Source organism: Sphingobacterium endophyticum, from assembly GCF_009733535.1.
In the GTDB taxonomy this organism is placed as follows: Bacteria; Bacteroidota; Bacteroidia; order Sphingobacteriales; family Sphingobacteriaceae; genus Sphingobacterium; species Sphingobacterium endophyticum.
Genome location: NZ_SMMI01000005.1, coordinates 179,218 through 205,424 on the forward strand (window position 1 = coordinate 179,218; position 26,207 = coordinate 205,424).

Genomic DNA, 26,207 nt, shown 5'->3' on the forward strand with positions numbered 1-26,207 from the left:
TTGACAATTGAAAACCGCCAACGTTTAATGCTGGAATTTCGAATATTGAAATTTATTTTCGACTTAACTTGAATTATTTAATCGAGTAAATTTCGATTTGATAAACTTTGAAGTGAACCAACTTACTACATTATTTCTTTGTCAGAACGTAAGCTATAGAGTTGGTCTATATCATTTAAATCAGCCCATCTAAGCTTTAACCTTTCCGTTTCAAGTTCAGGAAATGTAGAGAAATTGACATCTAGCATATTAGTTTTTTATATAAAAATTGGCTTTCCAATTGTCTACATTAATGGTGTAAGTGCCTTGGAATTTTTGAGCAGTACAATGTATTGAAAATAATCTAGGGTAGAAGTTCCCTGCCGCGGATTAAAACTCTCACCGAATATTCTGGACTTAATCGTTATCAGCTTGTCAGACTTACTATAAGGCGAATCTTTAGCATCAAGCTTAAATAAATTTATGGAATTGGGTTGTACCAACTTGGAAAAATCATTGATACCCTTCACTAACATAAACGGCCCATCTGCATTGATGATGTTTATTTTCTGGTCAGCTGGCGTTGGGAATTGCGGATTTTTAGGAAGGTACATTTCGCTGTCAAGAGTGTAACAGACTATGCTTGACACCTTAAAGCCTGAATTCTTAAGACGCTCAGCAAAAGGTTTTTTGCCTCCATTTGTTCCTCGTTGGAGTACATGGTAAAACCCAAACAGTCCATAAAACTTTTCATTTTCAATGTTCAGTTTTTTCAGCGAATTGGTAAAATTCACCATCATTGCCGAATCCCTGGAAACCTTAGGTGAATTATTGTCGAAATCCGTATCCACGCCGAGGACGGATATCTTAAGCGAATCCGCCAGAGTTTGATTATAATCATAAACAGCATTCCATTTTTCTAGTAATTCGATGCTGGATTGCTGCGGAATCCGTTTTCTGACTGCTGTCACAACTTCTGTGAGTAAATTCTGATCTTTAGTACTTCCAAGTAGAAAACGGTTGAGCTTATCTGAATTGGTACTGTCCATTTCAGCCACATAATATCTTACCCCCTCTTTTTTATTCAAAAATTTGAGAAAAATCGCATCCATTTTTTGGTTATCAGCAAATCCATGCACTTCCCCATAAAGGAAGATCTGCGAATTATAAAATTTTTCATCAAATAACATCCCGTCAATATTGTCAGAAATCTGTTCCTGATTAGTTTTAAGGTAATCTGTGAATTTTTGATCCTGACCCCCTATAAAAATCCGGTTACTCACAAAAAAATAGAAAATAAGAAGCAAAATTATTCTAAGTATGGCTAGTAGAGTAAACTTGAAGAATCTAAATATTTTTTTCATACTATATTTGGAATAAATATCGTGGAATTCTTTACTCATCTCTAAGGCTTTCTACTGGATTGGCTTTTGCAGCGTTCAAGGTATGGTAGAACATGGTTAAAAATGCAATTGATAAAGTTCCGAATGCTGGAATAGTAAACATCCACCAGCTTACTGTTATTTTATATGAAAAATCAGATAGCCAGTGGTTAATAAACCACCATGCAATTGGAGTTGCAATAAGAATTGAAACTACAATTAATAGAATGTAATCCATGGAGAGCAATCGAATAATTCCGTTGATAGTACTACCCAAGACTTTTCTAATTCCAATTTCTTTGGTCCTTTGTGAAGTCGTAATCGTAATCAAACCAATTAAGCCGAGGCAACTTAAAAATATCGTAATTATTGCTGATGAATTAATGATTTTAGCAAACTTTCTATCGTTTTCATAAAGCTTTTTAATGTTATCCTCATAAAATTGAAGACTAAAAGAGTCATCCTTATAATATGCTTTCCATTCTTTTTCAATGAATAATAAAGCTTCAGTCCAGTCCTTAGTATTTTGAGAAAGTTTAATGTTCATATAATAAAGTGATGGGTGATTGTATTCTGTTGTAAACGTAACTGGCTTTATTTCTGAATGCAAAGAATTACTATTGAAATCGTTGTATACTCCAACAATTTCTCTTGACTCAATTTTACTTTCATTGGTTTGTATTATTTTACCAATAGCTGAGGTCGGATTATTGAAACCAAGTAATTCTGATGTTCGCCTTGTAATTGCAATACCACTTATTGAGTCTTTAATTAATAAATCTCGACCGGCTAGTAATTTCAGATTAAATAATCTTCCATATCTTTCACCTACAATCTTCCGATTTGTTTGAATTTTTGTCACATCATCAATCTTTAAATCTAATGCTGAATAATATTTGCTTAATGGCATTCTGCCCAATGCAACATCCTGAATTTTAGCATCTGATTTCAAGGAATTAACGAATACATTAGGATCTTTATTTAATCCAGATCGGATTGTATTTGGGAGCGGTATGTTTACAATAGCATTATGTTCAAATCCTAAGTCTTTATTCATCATAAATTTCAACTGTAATCCAATAAGTAAAGATGCGATGACAAAAAATTGGGCAACAACAAATTGCAAGACTATCAATAATTTTTTAAATGATAAATTTCCAAATTTAATATGGGTGATGGATTTATGTTTTAATACTTCTACTACTTGGACCTTATTCGATAGATATATCGGATAGATACTTGTAATGATGACAAGTACAATAAGTAAAATAAAAAGAAATAAAACAACTTCTTTTGTATCCTTTACAAAATGGAAATTTTCAGGAATGTACTCTTGAATTTGGAAAAAAATTAAATCTTTTAGAAAATATGCTAAAAAGAAAGCAGCTAAACAAATAATTATGGTTTCTAATGCAAAACTAAATGCTAAATGCCTCGGACTTTCTCCCATGGTTTTTCGTATCCCAATATTTTTTGCTCTCTCGGGAATTTGTGAGGTTGAAATATTTATAAAATTGATTACAGATAAGGCTAACAAAAAAAATCCAATGCCAACTATTCCATAAATAGTCTTTTTATCTACAGAATTTTCCATAAAAGTGGAGAAATGAACATCCGATAGAGGAACAAAAATAAATTTTGATTTTTTAGTATAACCTACTCTAGCATTTTCGGATGCTAATTTATTATTGATAATTTTTAGAAGGTTTAACTTGTTTTTTTCTGAACTGACTTTAACATAAAGTTGATTTTGAGAAGATCCTCCTAAAAAATTTGAATCGCTCCATTCACTCTTACTAATTTTAATGAACTCTTTTCCTGAAAAATTGCTTGCTATGTTAAGATCATCTACAATTCCGGAGACAGTATATTGAACTGTATCATACATTACAGACTTCCCTATGATCTCTTCAGTTTTTAATTCCGGAAAGTACAATTTTGCCCTTGCTGATGTTAAAATAAGATCAAAAGGATTACTAAAAATTTTATATTTATTCCCTGCTAGCCAATTATAATTTATTAGCTCAAAATAATTTTTGTTTACTGAAACCACATTTGATGGCTCCTCATGGATTGAGGTCTCTCCATTTTCATGACCAATAATTGCCTCTGTTATATACTTGCCATAGATCGGAACAGTTAATTCACTGTTTGATACGTAATCCTGTATAAATGGTGGTAAACCTAATGGAATATAATCAAGAGAAGTATCATTTCCATCAGAAGAAAAATTTATTGCAACTCTATATATTTGCTCCCTTTCCGGAAGATCCCTATCAAAACTGAATTCATAATTCACCAGTCGAAAAATAACCCAACATATTGAAATTCCAACTGCTAATCCAGCTATATTTAAGCTGGTAAACAGTCTATTTCGCCAAAGATGCCTAATTATTTGAGTTAGCTTTTTCATATTAAAAATTTTCTGAGTTAATTTTTAAATGCAATTATTTTTTATTGCAGGTCTTATAACAAGTTTCTAAATTCCAAAAACTGAATAGTAATAGATACGATGCTGTCAGAATTAAAGATTTTAAAATATTGTTTAAAATAGTTTTTGTTCATAACGGTTAAAGATAAATTTATCTCAAATATTTTTGACAATCATTCTGCCACTTCCATAAAACATTATTAGTCAATAATTTATACATCAATATGAGGCACAAAGTGTTCACTTACGAACATATTTTGTTCGTAAGTGAACAGCTGTTGTAAAATATTACATCGATATTAAAAAAATTAAACTAATGGAATTATTAAATCAGGATTTTGGTTCAGAATGGAATTTTAATATCTATGTAGCAACCATTCCCTACTATTTAAACCTACTTGTTTTTAATTTTCAACATATAGTTTTTCTTGAACAAAATTTTACAATTTGTTAATATTATTATTGATCAATTAACTTAAGCAAAACCTTAGTTTTGTCGCGCTAATATCGAATAAAAATCATGATGATAAATCAAGGGGGTAATTCTATTGAATTTAACGAATTGGAAGCGATCCAAGGCATGGTTAATGGTGATATATCCTCTTTTAATTTGTTGTACAATCATTATAATAGAACGGTACATGCAAATATATTGAAGTTAATTAAGTGTCCTCATTCATCAGCAGAAATCCTTCAAGATGTATTTGTTGCACTATGGCAAAACAGGCACAAAATCTGTACGGAAAAGTCGGTTGGAGGATGGTTATTTGTTGTAAGCTATAACAAATCCTTAAATGCTCTAAAAAACAATCTAAAAGGCTCCATTTCCTATTTGGAGGAGTTAAATAAAGAGTTTGTAGATGAAACTGAAACGACAGACTTTGAAGTTCAATACCAGGTGCAACTTAAGGTTTTGGACGAAGCTGTTAGTTATTTACCAGCCCGTAAAAAAGAAGTCTTTAAACTCTGCCGCTTTGAAGGCCGATCTAAAGAAGAAGTTGCTTTGGCAATGGGTATAAGCTTACAATCTGTAAATGACTATTTGAAGCAGGCAAACCAAGCTATTCGAAAATATATTCTAAACCGTTACCCAGAACAAATTGCAAAATATATTCTCATCATCCTATCAAGCGCATTCTTGAAGTAATAATTAAGTTTAAAATTAATTAATAATTTCTTAACACCTTATTCCATCCCCTTTTTCCTACTTCGCTGTATTTATAATTGATGAAGGAGGAAATAAAACAAAAGATTGAACTTTTCTGGAAAGGAAAACTCACAGTTGAGGAGCAAAAAGAGTTATTGTCAAAACTTCAGAATGACCATGAACTTTTATTCAACGAACTGAAAAAAGAATTCGATGCGAGAATTGAAAATTCCGAACACAATTTCTCCGAAGAATTCTATCATGATATTCTTCAAAATGTTTTCGAGAAAACTCTAATACAAGAAAAACCTGGAAAATTTAGAAAGCTTGTTTCCAACAAATGGGCGGTTGCAGCAAGTATTTTTATAATTTGTGCAATCAGCAGCTTTGTTATTCTACAACAGATAAATAGCAGAAATTCCAGCAATGCAGTTTTAGCTCAGAATGATAGTACGATCCTAATAAATAACAAGGATATCATTCAGATTGCTACCCTACCCGACCAATCCGAAATCGAAATTTCCCCAAACAGCCAGATTGCTTACGGTCCACAATTTGGAAAATCCGATCGTAATATCGAGATGCATGGTATGGTGAAATTCAGGGTCGCACATGACCAGAAGCTTCCTTTTGTGGTCATTTCACAAGGGTATACTACCACAGCGCTGGGAACAACATTTATTGTTGAGTCCTATCCAAATAAAAAAATCTCCATTAATCTTTTGGAGGGGAAAGTTATGGTCAATGCAAAGGATCTAAAAACCCCAATGACCAATCCTATCTATCTGCTTGCTGGCGAAAAAGTCGAAATTGAAAATGATGAGATAAAATTAATACCTGTTAAAAAACAGCTGGAAAAAGAAAGAGATATCCTTAAACCAAAGAACTTAACCCCTCATCCAGAAGAAGATAAAATAACATTTACTGATTTGAAGTTGGAGGATGTCTTCTCTAGACTAGAACAGTTAAAAGGAGTTAAAATAGAATTTACAGTAGAAAATAATAGCGGAAGGACATTTACAGGCGAATTTTCAAAGACGGAATCAATCGATGAAATATTGAATATTATTTGCCTGATGAATGAATTATCATTTCAACATTTAGATGAAAAAATCATTATTCAGAATCAAAAAACAGGACAAAATAACAATTAACTAATCACAAATTATTAACGCAAAATGAAGAGTATCATGAAAATGCTACGGTTACTTTTAACGGGTATGGCAATTTTTGTCGTATCGACAGTTGTAGCTCAAACTGCAAGTAACCTCAAAGGGACGGTGGTCGGAACGGAAGGAAAGGCCCTCCCAGGAGCAACGGTTGAATTAATTAATTCTACAGGGCAAATTATAGCTCAAACTTCTTCAAATTCAAATGGAATATTTGAATTGTCAGGGCTTCAGAATTCATCAAGTTATAAACTCAGAGTAAAAATGTTGGGTTATAACAATTATGAAACTGATATAAAAACATCAAGCCAACCTGAAACCAAATCAATGCTGGTCAGATTGGAGGAGCAAACTTCTGATTTGGACGAGGTGGTGGTCATCGGATATGGACAACAGAAAAAAGGTGATTTAACAACGGCTGTATCAAGTTTAAATAATGTTGACGAACAGGTGGCTAGGCCATTAACGAATGTTTCTGAAATGCTTCAAGGTAATGTTGCGGGTATTACCGTGATGTCATCAGGGGGTGATCCTTCCAAAATGCCGAGTGTGATGATCAGGGGAATGGGAACCTTGAATGCGGAATCTCCATTATACGTGGTAGATGGAATGCCCTATTATGGTGGACCAATAAATCCAAATGATATAGAAAGTGTAAGCATCCTTAAAGATGCAGCATCTGCGGCAATTTATGGAGCTCAAGCAGCTTCAGGGGTTATCGTAATTACAACAAAAAGCGGTAAATCAGGCGCACCACGTGTTCAGGCAGATGTTTATCGTGGATGGCAGACGGCAAGCAATCTACCAACTGCTTTAAATGCAGTGCAATATTCAAATGTATATAATACTGCCGCTAAAAATGATGGCATTGCAGGTAAGCCAGGACACGACGCCGCATTGAACCCTTGGGGACAAGAAACACGTACAAACTGGATTGACGAAATATTTCAAACAGGAAATATACTGAATAGCAATGTTCAGGTTTCTGGTGGATCTGAAAAATCAAAATATAGTTCTTCATTCGGGTACCATGATAAAGAAGGATTGCTGTTAAATACTGGATATAAAAGGTTTAGCTATAGACTGAAATCAGAGTTTGAATTTTTTGATAGACTGACAGTAGGTCAAAATTTCTATTTAAACCATCTCAGCACTCTTGGTACAAATACAGAAAGTTCCTATAGTGGTTCAATCATCAATGCAATTTATATGAACCCTGCTGCTCCGGTATATGATGAAAATGGATTGTTTCATGGAACAGTTCCTTTCAATCTTTCAGGATTTTCAGGAACTTATGGTGATACTTACAATCCGGTTGCTTTATTGTTAAGGCCTAGAGTGCACAATCCTCAGTTGAATATCAATGGTAATGCCTTTATCAAAGTGGACATCCTTGACGGTCTTTCCTTTAAGTCAAACTTCGGAGTAAATCTAGATAGAGATTCTTACAAACGGTTCGATCCTAAAATCCCGGAAATTGGTCGCGCCAACGGAAATAACTATTTGACACATTCTGAAGCTAATGAAAACCGCTGGATTTGGGATCAGCAATTGAACTATACTAAACAATTTGGAGCTCATAATCTGGATTTAGTAGCAGTATATTCTGCACAGCATACCAGATATGATTATTATTATGTACAAGGAATGGGCTTTGAAAGAGAAGATGAGTGGTATCAATATATTGGAAATGCTTCTTCAATTCCAAAATTGCCTACAAGCAGTGTTTATGAAGATGCTTTAACATCCGCTATTGGACGTGCAAACTATAATTATGATAATCGATATTTCCTTTCTGCAAGTATTCGTCAGGATAGAACTTCTCGTTTATCAGCGAACAATCGTTCTGATGTTTTTCCTTCAGTTTCTGCAGCATGGAAAATATCATCTGAGCCATTCTTTAATATCAGTCTTGTAAATGACCTGAAGATTCGTGCTTCCTGGGGACAGATTGGAAATATACAGTCCGTTGATCCATACGCTTTTAATCTACCATTAAATACAGGGATGGTTACTCCATTAGGTAGCGAAGGTGCCTTGGTAAGGCATTTTGCATTGACTACACAACCTAACCCTAACCTTATCTGGGAAAGATCTGAATCTTTTGATATTGGGTTGGACATGACAATTGCCAATAAACTTACATTAACCGCTGATTTCTATCGGAAGAAGACCCTGGGGATGATCTTGGCAAATCAACCAGACCCACATATTGGTATGACTGCTGTTGCACCTTCAAACGTAGGTGATGTTCTGAATCAAGGTTTTGAGGCAACGTTGAAATACCAAGATCAAGTAGGCGATGTCAATTTCAATGTACAAGGAAATCTTGGTATCAATGATAATAAAGTTCTAAATATTGATGATTATTATAACTCATCGATATTGCATGGTGATCATGTCAGAGGAACATTATTACCTTATCGTTCAACAAAAGGTCAACCTCTATATTCTTATAATTTAATTAAATCAGCAGGTATTTTTCAATCTCAAGAAGAAATAAATGCTCATGCTGTCAATGGAGAACTGATACAGAAAAATGCAAAACCCGGAGATCTTAAATTTATAGATGTGAATGGTGACGGAAAAATAAACGACGATGACCGTCAGTATATGGGTAGTGCAGTTCCTAAGTTTACCTATGGATTTTCATTGAACATGAATTACAAAAAATTTGATCTGAATGTGCTAACATACGGAGTATCTGGATCAAAAATTTTCAATGGATATAAATTCTCAGCTTATAACGCAGGTCTTCAAGGATATAATTTAGACAGTCGTGTATTGAATGCTTGGTCTGAAGAAAACAGGAATACAGATATTCCAAGGTTATCAAATCAAGACCCTAATGGCAATTTTGGAACTATCTCTGATTGGTATTTAGAAAATGGAGATTTCTTTAGGATAAAAAACATAACCTTAGGGTATTCATTGCCAAATTTCGTAGGTAATCTATCGTCACGAATCTATCTATCAGCAGAGAACCTGTTTACAGCAACTAAATATTCGGGTATTGATCCTGAGGTAGGAAGAATCGGCTTGGACGTTGCAAATTACCCAGTTGCCAAAACGTATTCCATTGGTATAAATGTCAATTTCTAATCAAGTATCAATCATGAAAAATCAATTCATAAAAAAATATATCTATGTTCCAGTGGCCTTCCTTGGTCTAGCAGTAGGAATACAATCATGTAGTAAGAGTTTTACCGACCTTACTCCACAAGGTTCAACAACGGTTGCCAATTATTGGAAAACAGAATCAGATGCCATCTTTGCATCAAATGGCCTATACGAACATTTTAACGATGACAATATGTTCGGTAGAGGCTTGTTTTGGTTTGTCAATGCATCTGATGATATGGTTACAGGTAGAACAGACGCAAATTCTGCAGCTGTTAGGAATTTTACAGCAACCGGAAACGAAAGCCGTATCAACAGCATGTACAAAAAATTCTATGCTATAATCCAAAGAGCAAACAGCATTATTGCTAATGTCCCTGGAATGCAAATCGCTGATGATGTGAAAAAGCAAGTGCTCGGTGAGGCTTATTTTATGCGCGCTTATTCTTATTTCTATCTATCTCAATATTATGGGGATCAGCGAGCGGGAGTTCCGATCGTGACAGAACAAAATATGAATGAAAGTAAATTCAAACGCCCTGCAAATGTTCAAGAAAATTTCAAACAGATCGAAGCGGATTTGTTGAAAGCTGCTGAAATGCTTCCATTAATGACCACTTATAGTGCAACTGACCTGGGGCGTGCGAACAAAGACGCAGCATTTGCTTACCTGGCAAAAACAAACGTACAATGGGCCCGTTATGATAAAACTAAATGGGAACAGGTCGTTAAATATTGTGATATGGTAACGAATTCTGGATCTAACAGGAAGCTATTAAATACTGGAAAACCTGAAACAGATTTTGCTAGTGTGTTTTATGTTGAGAATAATTATTCATCGGAATATATATTTTCAGTGGTCAGCAATAAAGTCTATGGCAGTATTTTACCAGCTGTGCTTTTTGAAAATACAGGTTATGGATTATATAATGGATGGGGATATTTCCATCCAACCTTGGAACTGTACAATTCATTTGAAGCCGGAGATCAGCGCAAAAAAGCAACTATTCTGGAATTTGGTGATACCTATACCCTATTTGGGCAAGAAAGAAAATATTATTCTTCGAATTCCCAGACTGGATTCCAATTCAAAAAGTATATGCAGCCATTTAGATTTCCAAAAGATCAGCATTTGAATCCAAATGGTGATTATCCAACTTCTGATTTAAATATTCCATTAGTGCGATATGCAGATATACTGCTTATGAAATCAGAAGCACTAATCATGCAAGGCAAAAATGGTGATTTAGACCTAAATAAGGTTAGAAACCGCGCAGGATTAAAAAGCATTACCGCTGCTACCTTGGCAGATTTGAAAAAAGAACGTAGGTCAGAATTTGCTGCAGAATACACTGACAGACATAGTGATTTAGTTAGATGGGGAGATGCAAAATCTGTTTATTCCAAACCGGCAACCGGAAGACAGCATGCAGACAAAACTAATCCTAACTCAACTTTTACGGTTATTCAAGTTTGGCCTGGCAGAGTGTTCAATCCGTCCATTCATAATGTGTGGCCAATACCGCCGCAGGATATTACCAATTCTGGTATTTCACAAAATGAAGGCTGGTAATTGAGGATAAATATTAAAGAAAAGGTTAAGAAAAATGCTTAACCTTTTCTTTTAAGCATACCACCTATTGGACATCAGGTTTCGGACGAGATTTCAAATCAGGTTATCTTTCTTTTTCAGATTTGAGCTGCGGATATGTGGGTTGAATAATAAATGGTTTTGCCAATAAACAAATATTGTCCAACATGAATCAAGTATTGATTTGAAAACTTCTTGCCATATGATAAGTATTCTTAAGATGTTGAGAGGTTATATTTGTATATATAACGAGAATGTGTAAGGATTTAATTTATCTAAAAACAAAGACTATATGAATCAGAAATTCGAAGCAGGAATTAATATTGCTATCAAGATACCTAAAGGTAAATACGAAAAAACAATTTCTTTCTACAGGGATATACTGAAACTTGAAGTTATGGAAAAGCCCATAGACAATCCTACTGTCTCCAGAACACACGAAGTAAAATTCGGAAATAATATAATTTGGCTAGACTGTGTGGATAACTATACTCATTCAGAAACTTGGTTACAACTCACCGTTCCAAATGTGGCTGAAGCTACCGATTATTTACTGTCTAAGGGTGTCGAAACATGCGATGAATTGGAAGAGTTGCCGGAAAATATGCATTGGATTCAGGACCCCGCAGGTACAGTTTTCAACTTACAATAAAGAAAAGAAGAATAAAATCTTTGAATTTTTTATTAAAATCAGAGTTCAGGACTTAACCTTGTTGAAAGATAATTATAAAACTGACCTGGCGTAACTTATTTTCATAAAACAGGAGTTACTCCATAACTTTCTTCCATAGAGATATAAAGGAGCCTCCTTCTGAAATCATATTCATATGGATATAATAAGAATTCGAAATACTATTGTTAAAAAATTTGAAGTTATTTTTTATTCCACCTTCTAAACTTTGATCGGCTTCCCAAAACAAGGTCTGTCTATCGTCATATTTAGGTCTGTTTTGAGCTCCGTATGTGGGTAAATAATAATCTAGAAAACCTGAATAACCAGGAATCTTTTCTATCCGTATCTTGGAAGTCCCTATATCTTTATTCCGAGAATCGACTCCAGAAGTGTAAAACATAATCGCTCCTCCGCCCATTTTATTGTGAATATATTTTTCGTAGATCCTTATATATTCTATTTCTGAAACGTGCATAGGAATCTCGCCTCCCTGATAGTTGTGACGGTTGTTCACGAGAAATTCTGCTTGAATGCTCCGGAGTTTTGGATATTTGTGATAGAGATGGTCTATGCTGATCTGTCAGTATGGAAATGCACATCCTCTTGAGCATACAAGTAACCTTGAAGATAAAAAAGACTGATAATTAAAAACAGTGCAAACCTCATTTCGGCAATTTATAATTTTAATATTCTCAAATGGTTCTTGGAATTTTTAAATTGTGAATTAATAGTCTGAATATAACTGCAAGGGTAATAAACCATATCAATAATGTCAGAACACTAAAGTTTTCATGTCTCATATAAGACAATAACTGGGTTGTCGGCAATAATTCCTTTATAAATTTTAAGATAGGATGAGCATTTGTCATGCTATAAAAAATGTCGCCGACAAACATTAATATAAAATAAACAATATTGGTCAGTGTTCTGCCAGTATCTTTTTTGCTTAAAAAAGAAATGCATAATCCTAATAAAGAAAATATCACTAAACTACTGATGCTACCGATTAAATACCGTGGCATTTCCTTCCAAACATTAAAATCGTAAATAAAATGGGATAAAACTAATAGTAAAAGGACGGAAATAATAAAGAATAGCATACGTCCCAATAAAAAAGAAATAAAAAAATAAGAAATATCTACTGGCATAAATTTCATATACCTGATACGGCCAGAAGAAAAGTACTCTTTAATCACGGGTCCAATAGAAAACAATCCCTCACTCATTCCCATTAAAACAAACAATCCTGGCAAGATAAATCCAACATAATTTGGATTATCTGCAGACCAAATGGCACTAAAAATTATAAACAATAATAGAGGAAAAAGAATTGAAAAAAACACGGCTATCCTTAACCTAAAAAAACTAAGAATATCTAAATAAACGCTATATAGAAATGTTTTAACTTTCATTTTTTATCAGATAATAATATACATCATTTAATGATTTCTGAGTTCGCGTAAATACAATATCATTTTCATTTAGCCAAGAAATAAGGTCTTCATTAAATCCGAATAACATAATTTGTTGATCATATTTAAGATATAATTCAACCTTTGAGTAAACAACAGACAAATCCTCAATCTCTCCTTCCTGAATAACTAGTTTTTCCTTAAACGGAATATATTGATCAGATAAAAGAGTTTCAACAGAAATACCATTTGAAAATAATTGTTTGCCTCTATAAATAAAGAATATTTTATCAGCAAATTTCTTAGCTGCTTCCCAATCATGAGAAGCTATAAGCACAGTTCTAGGTAGATCAAAAATTAACTTATGGATTTTAAATTGACTATTTGGATCAATGCCACTCATTGGTTCATCCAAAATTATTAACTCAGGAAAATGAAATAAAGCTGTAAATAAGCCAACTCTCTTTTTTTCTCCGGTAGATAACTTTCCGATTTGCTTATCCTTAATTCCATCTAATTCCAATATTTCATAAATGGAACGATCTTTTTCTTCTGAAATTGAATATAATAATCGATATAGTTTTATAATCTCTTTAACCCTTAAAATATTTGAAAAAGGATATCCATCTAGCATTAAACCAATTTTATCCTTGTTTGATAAATTTCTTTGAATGTTCCCCGAAGCTTTTAAATTGCCTAATAAAACGTCTAGAAGCGTAGATTTTCCAGATCCATTATTACCTAATATAAACCATTTTTCATTTGGATCTACTTGAAGAGTTATATCCTTTAATATTTCGTTTCGATTGCTTAAATACGATACTGATTCTAATTTAAATATGAATGGAAAATTATTTTTTATCATACTACGAAATTAATCCAAATGGAAAATGTAACTATAGCAATAATTGCTGTGATATAAGGAGTTATTTTAAATAACACAATTTTTAATTTAACAATTAGAGAGAACCAATGTTTGAAATTTTATTGCATTTCAATATAAATACGGCTCTATTGCTTTTCTAACTGATCTCTTACAAAAGCTAAAGCTTTTTTTGTACAATATCTCTGGTACGGAACTGTAATTATTGGACCGAATAATTTTGTTAAAAAATTTCCGGGCTCAGAAAATGTCTGGATCTTAAATTTAAGTTCATCACCTACTTGCTCAATTGTAAATATTGAAATGCCCTTTTCTACGTGTCCTTCTATTGTTTCATAAGAAAACCCCTTTTTGTCTTCTTCGTTAATTATTTGGTTAATGCGAACAGCAAAAATAACTTTTTGAGACAGCCTTTTAATTGGGGGCAAAAAGGCTTGTTGAACAATTGTATCGCCAATATTCATTGTTCTATTCTCTAAATTCCACTGAGTTTCATAAATTAAAATATTAGAAGGAAAAATATTATAATGAAAGAAAAAATCTAGATTCAACTCGTTTAATGATTTTTTTGTCTCAATTCTAATTTCTGTAATTTTCTCAACAAGTTTACTTTTATCATATTTCATAACACTTTTTGACTTAAAGTTCTCGAGGTGTTTGTGGAGCCTGTTATGTTGATTTATTAAATAAACTTTCATTTGTTGGAATGTTGGGGAAAACTATTTTATAACAATTGATTACGCAATCTAAGATACAAATTGTTTCATTTATACATTTCTAAGTCTCCACCTAGCATTAACATTTGTTTATTATAAAACCCTAATTTTATATGGGATGAATCTTGAAGGTTTTTAAGTAAATTCGAGTGTTATACCTAAAAATTTGGAGCAACGATCGTGCGAAAAGTATTTCACTTGTTAATATTTGCCCTATTATCTTCGTGTAATTTATACGAAAGAAAAGAAGAGGTTCTTATTACTGACAATGATTTTGTTGAAAATTATCGTGAGTTTTCTCCCGATAGTTCGATGGTTTTAATAAATTATAGTTTAGATCATGGTGCCTTTGGCTATGGTTATGTAGGAACTGCAATTTTGAAAACAGTTGATACAACAAAAAATCTCAGGGAATACACATTAGCAAATGAATACACCCGAGTGAAATGGATTGATAACAAAAATATTTCAGCCCAATTTGACATTATACCCTCCATAAGAGCAGGTTTAAAAGTCAAAACCAAAAATCTTGAAATAAATAATATTTTAATTCATGTTTCAGCATTAGACTATATTGATCAAGGAGCTCAACAAATAGTTGAGTATCGAGAAGTTTCTCCGAATGGATTGTATGAACTTGTCGTATTTCGCTATATTAAAGAGAGAGATAACTTAAATTTCATTCATATTTCTTTAATTAAATTTGGGGAACAAATTCCTAAATATGGTAACTACTTCATTGCAGATACTTATTCAGATTACATATTTTATGGAACTTGGACAAAAGATAATGAACTTGAATTTTACTCCAATTCTCAATTTGCAGAGTTAATCCCATATTATTTAATTCAGAACCGACCAAAAGTTAATTTCCGTATTATAACTGACGACAAAAAATATGGAAAGAAATATAGATGGGTACAAAATGGGAAGTTATTTAACGAATAATGATTAAAAAAAATCGAGTTTTGTTTCATATGGATCACAAGAATATGCTTCATAGAAATGTGAAGTATGTTTTTATGTCCGCTGATATGTATCCCAGAGTAGATTTCCGTCAAAATCTATTTTGTATTTTGTTTTGGCGAAATCAGTTAATAAAATTCCGTCACTTTCAATTGTAAATACTTCTTCATTGTCAATAGAAACAAAAATGTCAGCTCCTTCAAATTCCCATTTTTTATTTCCGTCTTTGTCAAGTTTAGTTATCTGAAGTTCACCATGTACAATGTAGTCTGATTGATGTAGGAAAATTTGAAAACAAGTCGCTAGATCCGCTTGGGTTCTCCAATTTAATTCGAGGTTAGGGAGTGACAAGCTGAATACGGAGTCGCAACAACAGATTAATAATCTGTCATTGTCTACAAGAGTTGAATTTTGATTAACACCTGTCGCAGCACCTGTTCCAATGACTATACAACTTTCAATAATTTGGTTTTCTCTATAAATTTTTATCCCGTGTTTCGAAGTTGGAGTTTGTCCTTCAATATCAGCTAAGTAGGTTTTTGAAAAATTGAAATTATTGTCTTCAGAACCATTTATGTAAGTCGGTTCATCAATAACCTCAATTGTAAAGTCTTTATATTGATGTAGGATCATTTAATTGTATTTCTAAAATAGTAAATTACGAATTTCGATTTGCAGAAGCCAGAGTTTTCATTGCAGCGAATGTTATTAAGTTACTATTAATTAAAGATTCATTATCAAAAAATTATTCCAACGCTGCCAATAATTCTTCCAACTTGTCGATTGTAAATCCTGTCCGGATTACCTTGCCAGAATTGCTTTCAATAATCATATAAGTTGGAAAGCTATTTAATCCCAATGAATTTTTGAGAATATTTTCTGAATCATCTCCAAACCAAAAGTTATCATACTTAAATGGATGATTATTTAAGTGAGAATTCCAGGTATCTATTTGTTTATCTACCGATATTCCAATAAACTTGATGTTCTTTTTACTTCCAAGAGCTATTCTTTCGAATTCGGGATGTTGAGCCAAACAAGGCTTACACCACGTCGCCCAAAAATCAACCACCACATAATCTGTTTGCTTCAAGACATCTTTTATATTGAATTGTTCGTTCTTTACATTGCTTATCATAATCTCTGGAAAAGGGATTCCATCCTTAAGTTGGTATCTGTTGTTTACCAATTCTTGGTTTTTGAGCAATTCATCTAAACTTCCTTTAGGTAGTTGATAAGTTTTTAAATCTGTTATCAGATTATTTATGGTATCTAAGCTTCCATGAGTGAGTTGCTGAAGACCAGCTGCCATAATAGGATCATCTAATATTCTATTTAAATAGTTTATTGTAAGCAAAGAAGCAGGGTATCTCTGTGCAATTTTCAAGTTTTCTGAAACAGACCAGTTACCTACTTCTTCATCAGGCATGATTTTTTGTTTATATCTTTTCCGCACTTCTTTGGACAACTTTACCATCTCGGAGTTCTGCACGTTGAGTTTGCTTCCATTTATTAAAGCTATCTTTTCATTAGCATCAATTTCTATTTCTAATAAATTGGAGTCAATTAAAATAGATATTGGATCCTTTTCCCAAGAAATCTCAGATCTTTTAAATAACTCATCTTGTAAGATCTGAAGTGTCGGAAATTCTGTTTTACTAAGAACAAAATAAGCATGGTTCAATTTATCTTTTCCATGATCATTATTTATCTTAAAATCAAATTTCCCATGATTTAATTTCATATAATGATAGCCCGAGTCAGTTGAAAGATTTATGAATTTTATACTGTCCGGCAGATTTTTAATCACTCCTTTTATAACTGTAAGTTCTTGTGAAAAAGTTAGGTTAGTATATAAAAATAAAAATGAAAAAATTAAGGAATATAGCTTCATAATAGTTTATATATTGGTTCTTAATTAACAATAAATATAAATAATAGTTTCATTTTTTTGTTTTAAAAGGCATTCTTATGCTTTACTATTAATATTTTTCGTCTTACCATAATCTAACTAATAGAAAGCAGAACAAATAAGTTTTTTATTTTATTGAGAAAATCAAGTTGTAAATCATATTTGGGAGATAGAAGAAGCAAGAGTGTTTGATGCAGCATTTGAGATTTATTGATGAAACTTTCAAAAACCTTATTGAGTCTATTAACTCTGCGTTTTCGGTTGATTTTTATCTAGGATATGAAATTACCAGTTAAAATCATTTTCCTGATAAAAGTCCAGCAGAATACCTACTGAAAAAATCCTTTTTAAAAACTTCACCCAATGGTATCTCTTGCTCTTCAACAAAAATGGAATAATGGTCAAAAGAAATAACATAGTTGAAGTTTACTATATATGATTTACTCACTCTAATAAATAGATTGCATGGTAATTTTTGATAGACAGATTTGAGGTTCATTGCGGTTATCAGTTTCTGATTATGCGTGTGGATAATTACATAATCTTTCAATCCCTCAATATATCGAATATCGGAAAACAAAACTTTGTAAAATCTTCTTTCTGCTTTTATAAGCAAAAACTCAGTACCTGCTTCCTCAATCTCACTTTTAGCAGTATTTAATGATAGTAATCTTGAATATGTAAAAGCCTTGTCTATAGCTTTTTTAAGGCGGGTAGAATTAACCGGTTTCAATATATAATCCAGTGCATCAAACTCGAAACACTTTACGGCATATTTTGAATACGCTGTTGTGAAAATGATTAAAGTATTACCATCAATTTTCTCTGCAAATTCCAAACCCGAAATTCCTGGCATCTGGATATCTAGAAAAATTAGATCGACCTGGTTCTTTTGGATAAAATCAAGCGCTGATCTCGCAGTAGAAAAGTCACCTATTATTTCTAATTTAGAGACTTCATTAATTAATATCTGTAGCTCTTCTCTTGCTAAAGGTTCGTCATCTATAATAATACATTTCATCTTAGAGGAATTTTTAGTTTTACATTGTACACATTTTCATCGCTTTCTATTTTTAGATCATACGTATCTGCATATAAAAGTTTCAAACGCCTGCTTATATTTTTGAGACCTAATCCACAATGTTTAATATTAATTGGTGTTTGAGTTTTGGAATTTCTACAGATAAAATACAGTTCATCATCTTGGAGGTAAAAGCGAATTTTGACGAAAGTTTGAATATCATCTTCAAGCCTACTATGCTTTACTGCATTTTCCACAAAGGTCGTAAAAAGATTTGGAGGCACCTTAATACTGTTTAGAGTTACATTCTCTATCTCAGCTATGATCTGAATAGAAAACTTTTCTCTTCTAATTTCTTCAAGATTTAGAAAATTTGAAATAAACTTGATTTCAGACGCGAGTGAAGTCTTATCTTCGTTATTTTCATAAAGCAGATATCTTAAGAAATCGGATAATTTTAATATGGTTTCTGTAGCTTTCTCTGGATTTTTACGTATCAATGCCTTCACATTATTAAGGCTGTTAAAAAGGAAATGTGGATTAATCTGATTTTTCAATTCATTAAGCTCCATTGTTAAAGCTATATTTTTTAGTTCTAAAATCCGTTCATTATCCTTAATCCACCTTTGAAATAATTTTAAGGCAGTTGTAAGCAATATTATTGGAATAGAAATGATGATTCCTTCATGTAAGGTTCTGAAACGCTGTTGTTCTACACCTCCACTAGAAGTTCTTGGTAAGACTAAATACTGCTCTGTGAGATATGCTGTCAAGGTCAGACATAAAATTACCAGTGCTATTAGCATTAATAGATATATTAAATACTGTGAATTGAAGAAAAAAACAGGAACAAGAAAATACATATTTAAATAAAACATCAGCATAAATATTGACCAAATAGAGAACAAAAAATAGAGCCTAAACTCATCAGTCAACTGTTGCGTGATGTGAGCCCTATAATAGAAGACTAACAAAAAACCGAAAAGAAAGCTTACATGTCTTAAGAAGCGATATCGATCATCTATGAGGTAGGTGATTATATTATTGTTTTGGAAATCTTGCATGAACTTTTTCATTACATATTGTCATCAATAATGGACAAAATTAAAATATAAGGTGGATGCATGTTAGATATTATACCAAACAATCCACCTTTTATACAAAGGTGCTATTAGCGCATGGTTTGTATAAAATTTAAAGGGGTTAGTATAAAAAGGAAAAATCAAATTATCCTATTTATTTCCTTTGTTCCATCAATTAAGTAAATATGACACTTGAAAACTTCACAACACTCGCTCAGTACATAGATGATGAGATTTCATTATCAGATTCTGAAAAGATACAAAAAATGGTTCAATTGGCTGATTTGTGCCGCTTTATTCATTCTTATAATTCAGATGAGGAATCTTTAGGTTTATTGATTTTCAACGAGAACTCAATTCAGGGAAAGGTCAATCACACTTACTATGATAACGTCAGAATAGGAATTGTATTTTACGATATCGCAGACTTATTTTCTGGACATTTTTCTATCCAATTGTATAAAGACCATGTTGATTTGAAAGAATTATGGCATGTGTTTGTTAACGAACCTCAGAGTCATAACTTCGAGTTATTAGCGTTACACTTTAAAGAAAAACCCGAAGATAGAATCCACGATCGTTACTTCCTGATGGATTATCCAAATTCAACTATTTTACGCCTTGACAGATAATGTACAAATTTATTAATAGATTAAAAAAAATATTAGTGGTTGGCAGCATCATGATAAAGTACAATGTAGTTCTAGCTCAAGGCCAGGATAGCACTAGTCGTAAAGGAATATCCTATTTTTCTAATAAATTCCCAGTGACAAGTGTGATTAATTTGGAATACAAACAATTAACACCTTACAAATTTTCATCCAAGTATATGGGGGCAGATATTCCTGAAACCGAAATAAATAATTTATACCACTTTCAAGGCAGTGCCAATTTAAACTTTTTCAAGAAGAACAATTTTGTTGTAGGTACTACATTATTCTATAGATATCTTTCAATGAATGCGGGGCAAATGAAAAATGAACAATATCACTATCATTCGCAATCACTAAACCTGACCTATTTTTCCAAGGTTTTCGGTAAAACTGTTATTTACTCAGGAAGTCTCATTACTGATGGCAGTGATAAAAGATTTCACGAACGCATGCGTGGTATGGCATCAGCAAACATCTTATTAAAAGCTTCACGAGAATCCCTATTAAGTGTTGGAATAATTGCGTTTCTTGATCCAAGTGCTTTGCTTCCAGCTTTGCCTTCCTTTACTTACAGGCAAGATTTCGGAAAAGGACTTATAGCTGATATATTATTGCCTAAAGGATCTTATTTACGAAAAAATATAGGTCAAAATGGAAGATTGTCCATCGGGAGTGAATTAGGAAGTACCTATTTTTATTTACATAATATAGATGAGACTAAAAAGACTTATGCTCTATATCAGATTGATATAAATTCTGGTTTAACTTATGAATACAAACTTGGGAAATCTTTTATTGCCACCTTCAAAACAGGATATAGAAATTCTCCAAATTCCAGGGTTTTTGAAAAAACAGCTGCACAAAGAGATTACATCCTACAGGCAACTCCAGGTGCCGCATTCTATTTTAATGCAGGTATATCTTTGAATCAATTTGGTAAGAAAAAAAAATAGCAAAAGGAGCATTATATATGGTTATTGTATTTGAAACAAATGTGCAAACAAGTAGACAAGCTAATTTAGTTATACAGGAGCTAATAACTTGTTATCCAGAACTGAAGATAAATTTTGATTTGGAGGATTGCGACAAGATCTTACGTATTGAAGGTGAGGAAATCAAGGCTGTTGATATTTCTGCAGCAGTTCAAGTACTTGGATACAATTGCAAGGAACTTCCTTATTAAACCAACGCATTAATATTAAAACACTTAAAAGCGTTATAAATTAGGTTTTATAAAAATCTTCGTCATTGACTGCTGTCAATGACGAAGCAAAATAAATGACATAATTTTTTAATTTCCATGCATTTAGATTGATGTCCTGTCTAAATATACATATTTTGCTAAGGTCAAATCACCTTCAATAAAATTTTCTTGAAATTTGAAATTTAGCCTGGTCAATAAATGTATGGATTTTGAATTGTCGGGATATAATATCGCAATAATCTTTTCGGGGTTAAGTTTTTCTTTTGCAAACTCTAGAACCCGTTCAGCTGCTTCGTATGCATATCCAAAGCCTTCATATTGTGGTAAAATAGCAAATCCTAAATCGGGAAAGTCCTGCGTATCACGGAATAGAAAAGTAATTAAACCTAAAGGGGATTTTGCTTCCTTCAAAGAAAAAACAAAGTAATGGTAGTTCTTATTTTCTAAAATCTTTGAAATGTAATTTGCGGCGTCTTCAGTGCTCTGAATATTCTTGTCTCCAATATATTTTTTCCATCCATCTGTATTTAGCAAATTGTAAATAAATGGAGCGTCAGATAAATCTAAGGCTTTGATAAACAACCTTGGGGTACTTAATTCAACATTCATTGGTTATTATTTAGTTGGAATCAATCAATTATCAAATCAATACCCTGCTCTCTAAGATTTCGCAGACCATTTTTCATTGCTTTGATTTCTTCGCTCGAATGGGGCTGCCAAGTCTTTACCTCTCCTATGATTTTAAATGGTTGTGTTGATCTGTAGGGCATGGTAGGATTTCCAGGGAACTTTTTGTCGGTTACATTTGGGTCATTCTCAATTTCTCCTGTAGGCTCAACTAAATAAATTCTTTGGGGTGCATCCCCTATTGCCAATTCTGCTCCCCATATTGCAGCCGTCAATGTTGAGGCAACATAAATATGATTTAATTTTCTATTTTCCATGTAATTACATTGATATCCTGGTGAAATATAATCGCCGATTTTTAAATCGGCTTTTGTACCATGAAAGAAAGTCTGTGTAAATGGGTTATGTTGAAATTTTTCGGGTTCTGTTTTATCATTATTCATAGTTGGTTGTTTTGAGTTTTTTTGTTTTTAAAATGCTATAAACTTGATAATTCCAACAATATATGAAATAGGATTTTTTATTAAATGCAATTGATTCAAAATTTTTAATTTCTTATTTCGTTTTTGCCAAAAGAAAAAGTTAGAATATAAATCCTAACTTTCATGCCAATAATATCAAAAACTATTAATCTTTCAAACTGAACAATTGTTCCATTTTTGAAGCTATCAATACTATTTTTCGTTATTTTTTACCTGTTTATTTTACCACAAAATCATTCAGATAGATTTTTTTACCTTCTGCGAATAATACTTTAGCTTTTCCATCTGTCCAAAGTATAGGAGTCGATTTAGTTCCATTTAAATAATTTCCGACAATATATACCTTTCCTGATACAACTTGAATTGCATTTGCAGCAATGCTTTTATCAGGACTAAGTTGATAAAGCTTGGTTTTGTTTTTGTAAACAACTGTTGTTCCTTTATTATTCTTGTAAAAGTTAGCCACAAAATAGTAATCCTTTCCCGACATGGTTCCTACAACGTTTGATACCAAATCTCCAAGTGGAAGCTTGAATATTTCTACATCATTTTTCCAAACTACTGCTGCATCTGAATTGCTATTATAATTTTCATGCCCAATAACATAGATATCCTTATCGATTGCATGTATATAATCGGCATAGGTATTGGGGCCAGCCAATGCCATTGCACTTCCCACAGTAAACATATGGGCATTACTGGCAAATCTACCTGTTGAATAAGGCTTACCTGCAGCTTCCGTTATTGAGGTTACTTTTGATTGAGCCAGACAACAAGCTAGCCTTGATTCAATAGTATTGGTCCAAAGAAATAGTCCGTATAAACTCAAATTATCTCTACTCCCTGCAACATACACTTTTGAACCAAAAACGCCGATTGCTGTACCTGTATTATTGTTACCGGCAGTTGTCAGGTATGTTAACTTATTGTTTTTCCAATATGTAACCCTCTTCTTCCCTGCTGCATTCAACTGATACCCTGTTAGGTGGGCTTCTTTATTATTTACAGCTGCGATGGCAACCGCATCAGAACGTAAGTTTGGCGAGAGGTTAATTAGCGAATCACCTATACTCAATATTGCGTATCGATCAGCAGATTTATAATCGTTATTATATTTATAACCTGCATAGAAAAAAGTTAGAGGTTTTGCTGTTGGAGGCTTTGTGATCGGAGTATCGATTTCACCCGGATCCTGATCTTCAACCTCGTTCTTGCTACATGAAGCAAGGAATATCAGTATGCCTAAAACAAATATTATCGACTTCAAATTTAAATCCTTCATAAAATTCCTTTATTGATATTTAAACAAAGAAACAGCCAATTAGGCTTTTTATTAAATCGAATACTAACGGATTTATATAAAAATGGCACTGGAAAACTGAAATAATTAAGAGTTTTGCTGATAGCTATAAAAAAATAATGTTCAATAATAAATTGTAACTTCATAGAAACAATTCTGTTAAATTTTAGAATGTCTCAAAAAAAGTATGATAATATTTATCATTTGCTAACATTAATAATTTATTTGTGAAAACTACTCCTAGAGCAATCTTTCTAATATCTTTCCTTATATTTTTCAGCTGTAGGCAGATTTCAAATGATTCTACCCTAAAACAGATAAATTTAGACATTGAACTTGTAAAAGATAATATTCCGCTGAATTGGAAGAATTCAGGAGATTCTAGTGTTATTATTACGGTTGATACATTAAACAAACAACAAGGAAAATATTCCATTTTAATTGAAAATATTGATTCAATAAGAAAATTTAAGGAGATTGCTCTTGACCTACCTGCCAACTATAAAGGAAAGGAAATAGTATTAAAAGGATATATAAAATCTGAAATTTCAAATGATGGTTTTGGGAGCCTTTCGATTAAGTTGGAACCTAATAATATTTATAAAAGCTTAGATAGTTATAACCTAATTAAGGGTAAGAGAGATTGGCAGGAATATTCCATCAAACTACCTTTAAATCCTGAAAGAACTGAAAAGATAATTATAGGAGGATATCTATTTGGTTCGGGAAAGTTATGGTTTGACAATTTTCAAGTTCTAATTGACGGAAAACCACTCAATCATAAAGACATCCAAGCTGTTGTCCCTAATATCGACAAGGAATTTGATAATAGTTCAAAGCTGGATTTTATAGCTATAGATGAGAACAAAGTGCGAAATCTTGAATTATTGGGTAGAATTTGGGGATTTCTTAAATATCATCATCCGAAGGTTTCTTCAGGCGATTATAATTGGGATTATGAACTTTTTAGGATTTTACCCGCTTATTTAAATGCTTCAGATAATAAAAATAGAGATATCATACTAATTCATTGGATAGATAAACTCGGAACAATCCCTACATGCAAAACCTGTCAGGAGTCTGCAAAAAAAGCATTTTTAAAAGCAGACCATTCTTGGTTGAATAATTACAATTTATCGAATGACTTAAAAAATAGATTAATTGAAATTTACAAAAATCGAAATCAGCTTGATAATTATTATGTTAAGTTTCATCCAAAAATAGGTAATCCAGAATTTACAAATGAAAATGCTTATCCTGAAATGCCCTATCCGGACCCCGGGTTTAGATTATTATCACTGTTTAGATATTGGAATATGATTGAATATTTCTTTCCATATAAATATTTGACTGACAAGAATTGGAATGAAATATTGAAATTATATATCCCAATTTTCTTAAATGCAAAGAATGAATTGGAATATGAGTTTGCAGTGCTACGAATTATCGGAGAAATTAATGATACTCATGGAAATATTTATGCTGGACATGATAAGATACAGGAAATTAGGGGGGACAAATCTCTTCCATTTATTGCCAGGTTTATTGAAAACAAACTGGTAGTTGTTGAATATCCAAATCCTGCATTGAAAAAATCAGGCAAGCTTAAGATTGGTGATATCATTACTCATATAGACGGAAAAGAAATTAGAGCTATCATTGAGAGTATTAGTGATTTTTATCCTGCTTCTAATGAAGATGTCAAATTGAGAGACATTTCTAGGGATCTTTTAAGGTCATCAAAGGATCATCTTAATTTAAAAGTAATTACTTCAAATCAAAATAAATCTGTTACCGTGCCATTATTTAGCTATGAAAAATTGGGATGGAATAATTCAATGAAGACAAGGAAAGAGAAAAAATCATATAAGCTGTTAGCAGATAATATAGGATATATTACACTTGAAAGTATCAAGACATACGAAATACGTGAAATTATGAAAACTTTTAAGAATACTAAGGCCATTATTATTGATATTCGTAATTACCCCAATGAATTTGTACCCTATATATTAGGTTCATATTTAGTAGAGGCACCAGCAATATTTGCAAAGGTTTCCATTGCTAATTCAAAGAATCCCGGTGAGTTTATTTTAAGAAATGGAAGTATTATTTCTCCAACATTCCCAGTCTATAATGGAAAGATTATAGTTCTTATTAATGAATATTCTCAAAGTCAATCAGAATTTACAACAATGGCCTTCCAGGCAGGTAAAAATACGACAGTAATTGGAAGTACAACAGCAGGAGCTGATGGAAATGTTTCGTATTTGAGCTTACCCGGTAATATTTCGACGGCATTTTCGGGTATGGGAATTTATTACCCTAATGGGAAGGAGACACAAAGGGTAGGAATCATTCCAGATATCAATGTAAAGCCTACTATATTAGGAATTAGGCAGGGAAAAGATGAAATTTTGGAAAAAGCAATCTCAATAATTAACAAATAAATGCATT

The 26,207-nt window shown here is 32.4% G+C and carries 23 protein-coding genes; 10 read left to right on the top strand and 13 right to left on the bottom strand.

What is annotated here, in order from left to right:
• Positions 1 to 284: 284 nt before the first annotated feature.
• Positions 285 to 1,262: a TraB/GumN family protein gene (locus E0Y80_RS08745; protein WP_231596001.1), complete on the bottom strand. Its 978-nt coding sequence runs from the start codon at positions 1,260 to 1,262 to the stop codon at positions 285 to 287.
• Positions 1,263 to 1,374: 112 nt separating this feature from the next.
• The gene (locus E0Y80_RS08750) at positions 1,375 to 3,774 is read right to left on the bottom strand and encodes an ABC transporter permease (protein ID WP_156307284.1); all 2,400 of its coding nucleotides are present in this window, start codon (positions 3,772 to 3,774) and stop codon (positions 1,375 to 1,377) included.
• A gap of 538 nt (positions 3,775 to 4,312) precedes the next feature.
• Here E0Y80_RS08750 and E0Y80_RS08755 point away from each other — a divergent pair.
• From E0Y80_RS08755 to E0Y80_RS08775, 5 genes are all read left to right on the top strand, one after another.
• On the top strand, positions 4,313 to 4,939 hold the full coding sequence (locus E0Y80_RS08755) for an RNA polymerase sigma factor (RefSeq protein WP_156307285.1): 627 nt from the start codon (positions 4,313 to 4,315) through the stop codon (positions 4,937 to 4,939).
• Between the two features lie 80 nt (positions 4,940 to 5,019).
• The gene (locus tag E0Y80_RS08760) at positions 5,020 to 6,093 is read left to right on the top strand and encodes a FecR family protein (RefSeq protein WP_156307286.1); all 1,074 of its coding nucleotides are present in this window, start codon (positions 5,020 to 5,022) and stop codon (positions 6,091 to 6,093) included.
• A 36-nt stretch (positions 6,094 to 6,129) separates the two neighbouring features.
• A complete protein-coding gene (locus tag E0Y80_RS08765) occupies positions 6,130 to 9,210 on the top strand; it encodes a SusC/RagA family TonB-linked outer membrane protein (RefSeq protein ID WP_156307287.1) in 3,081 nt (1,026 codons plus the stop codon).
• 13 nt (positions 9,211 to 9,223) lie between these two features.
• Complete coding sequence (locus tag E0Y80_RS08770) at positions 9,224 to 10,801, top strand: RagB/SusD family nutrient uptake outer membrane protein (protein ID WP_156307288.1); 1,578 nt, start codon at positions 9,224 to 9,226, stop codon at positions 10,799 to 10,801.
• Between the two features lie 310 nt (positions 10,802 to 11,111).
• Positions 11,112 to 11,471, top strand: coding sequence for a VOC family protein (locus E0Y80_RS08775; protein ID WP_156307289.1), 360 nt, complete (start codon positions 11,112 to 11,114; stop codon positions 11,469 to 11,471).
• Between the two features lie 115 nt (positions 11,472 to 11,586).
• Here E0Y80_RS08775 and E0Y80_RS08780 read toward each other — a convergent pair whose 3' ends face one another.
• The 4 genes from E0Y80_RS08780 to E0Y80_RS08795 form a co-directional block, all read right to left on the bottom strand.
• Positions 11,587 to 12,006 carry a hypothetical protein gene (locus tag E0Y80_RS08780; protein WP_156307290.1) on the bottom strand — a complete coding sequence of 140 codons (420 nt, stop codon included), beginning with the start codon at positions 12,004 to 12,006 and terminating at the stop codon, positions 11,587 to 11,589.
• A gap of 178 nt (positions 12,007 to 12,184) precedes the next feature.
• A complete protein-coding gene (locus E0Y80_RS08785; RefSeq protein ID WP_156307291.1) occupies positions 12,185 to 12,904 on the bottom strand; it encodes an ABC transporter permease in 720 nt (239 codons plus the stop codon).
• Positions 12,894 to 13,769 carry an ATP-binding cassette domain-containing protein gene (locus E0Y80_RS08790; RefSeq protein ID WP_156307292.1) on the bottom strand — a complete coding sequence of 292 codons (876 nt, stop codon included), beginning with the start codon at positions 13,767 to 13,769 and terminating at the stop codon, positions 12,894 to 12,896. Before E0Y80_RS08790 ends, E0Y80_RS08785 begins: the two co-directional genes overlap by 11 nt.
• Before the next feature lie 146 nt (positions 13,770 to 13,915).
• Entirely contained in the window at positions 13,916 to 14,413 is a 498-nt protein-coding gene (locus E0Y80_RS08795) for a DUF1990 family protein (protein WP_156307293.1), read from the bottom strand.
• Positions 14,414 to 14,683: 270 nt separating this feature from the next.
• Between E0Y80_RS08795 and E0Y80_RS08800 the strand changes: the two genes are divergently transcribed.
• Positions 14,684 to 15,451, top strand: a complete 768-nt coding sequence (locus E0Y80_RS08800) for a hypothetical protein (protein WP_156307294.1) — start codon at positions 14,684 to 14,686, stop codon at positions 15,449 to 15,451.
• A gap of 72 nt (positions 15,452 to 15,523) precedes the next feature.
• On the opposite strand, the gene E0Y80_RS08805 is transcribed toward E0Y80_RS08800, so the two are convergent.
• From E0Y80_RS08805 to E0Y80_RS08820, 4 genes are all read right to left on the bottom strand, one after another.
• Complete coding sequence (locus tag E0Y80_RS08805; RefSeq protein ID WP_156307295.1) at positions 15,524 to 16,102, bottom strand: hypothetical protein; 579 nt, start codon at positions 16,100 to 16,102, stop codon at positions 15,524 to 15,526.
• Between the two features lie 112 nt (positions 16,103 to 16,214).
• Positions 16,215 to 17,213, bottom strand: a complete 999-nt coding sequence (locus tag E0Y80_RS08810; RefSeq protein ID WP_197091525.1) for a TlpA family protein disulfide reductase — start codon at positions 17,211 to 17,213, stop codon at positions 16,215 to 16,217.
• Positions 17,214 to 17,679: 466 nt separating this feature from the next.
• Entirely contained in the window at positions 17,680 to 18,402 is a 723-nt protein-coding gene (locus E0Y80_RS08815; protein WP_156307297.1) for a LytR/AlgR family response regulator transcription factor, read from the bottom strand.
• Positions 18,399 to 19,208: a sensor histidine kinase gene (locus E0Y80_RS08820; protein WP_197091526.1), complete on the bottom strand. Its 810-nt coding sequence runs from the start codon at positions 19,206 to 19,208 to the stop codon at positions 18,399 to 18,401. Before E0Y80_RS08820 ends, E0Y80_RS08815 begins: the two co-directional genes overlap by 4 nt.
• Positions 19,209 to 19,669: 461 nt before the next feature.
• On the opposite strand from E0Y80_RS08820, the gene E0Y80_RS08825 reads away from it, so the two are divergent.
• The 3 genes from E0Y80_RS08825 to E0Y80_RS08835 are packed head-to-tail and all read left to right on the top strand — an operon-like array spanning position 19,670 to position 21,320.
• The gene (locus E0Y80_RS08825) at positions 19,670 to 20,116 is read left to right on the top strand and encodes a hypothetical protein (protein WP_156307298.1); all 447 of its coding nucleotides are present in this window, start codon (positions 19,670 to 19,672) and stop codon (positions 20,114 to 20,116) included.
• Positions 20,116 to 21,090: a hypothetical protein gene (locus tag E0Y80_RS08830; protein ID WP_156307299.1), complete on the top strand. Its 975-nt coding sequence runs from the start codon at positions 20,116 to 20,118 to the stop codon at positions 21,088 to 21,090. The genes E0Y80_RS08825 and E0Y80_RS08830 overlap by 1 nt, the downstream gene beginning before the upstream one ends.
• A 17-nt stretch (positions 21,091 to 21,107) precedes the next feature.
• Positions 21,108 to 21,320: a hypothetical protein gene (locus E0Y80_RS08835; RefSeq protein WP_156307300.1), complete on the top strand. Its 213-nt coding sequence runs from the start codon at positions 21,108 to 21,110 to the stop codon at positions 21,318 to 21,320.
• Positions 21,321 to 21,443: 123 nt separating this feature from the next.
• Here E0Y80_RS08835 and E0Y80_RS08840 read toward each other — a convergent pair whose 3' ends face one another.
• The 3 genes from E0Y80_RS08840 to E0Y80_RS08850 all read right to left on the bottom strand — a co-directional run bounded on the left by E0Y80_RS08840 (position 21,444) and on the right by E0Y80_RS08850 (position 23,732).
• Positions 21,444 to 21,950: a GNAT family N-acetyltransferase gene (locus E0Y80_RS08840; RefSeq protein ID WP_156307301.1), complete on the bottom strand. Its 507-nt coding sequence runs from the start codon at positions 21,948 to 21,950 to the stop codon at positions 21,444 to 21,446.
• Positions 21,951 to 21,970: 20 nt separating this feature from the next.
• A complete protein-coding gene (arr, locus tag E0Y80_RS08845; protein ID WP_156307302.1) occupies positions 21,971 to 22,411 on the bottom strand; it encodes an NAD(+)--rifampin ADP-ribosyltransferase in 441 nt (146 codons plus the stop codon).
• A 256-nt stretch (positions 22,412 to 22,667) separates the two neighbouring features.
• On the bottom strand, positions 22,668 to 23,732 hold the full coding sequence (locus tag E0Y80_RS08850; RefSeq protein ID WP_156307303.1) for a hypothetical protein: 1,065 nt from the start codon (positions 23,730 to 23,732) through the stop codon (positions 22,668 to 22,670).
• A gap of 245 nt (positions 23,733 to 23,977) precedes the next feature.
• Between E0Y80_RS08850 and E0Y80_RS08855 the strand changes: the two genes are divergently transcribed.
• The gene (locus E0Y80_RS08855) at positions 23,978 to 26,200 is read left to right on the top strand and encodes a S41 family peptidase (protein WP_156307304.1); all 2,223 of its coding nucleotides are present in this window, start codon (positions 23,978 to 23,980) and stop codon (positions 26,198 to 26,200) included.
• Positions 26,201 to 26,207: the final 7 nt, after the last annotated feature.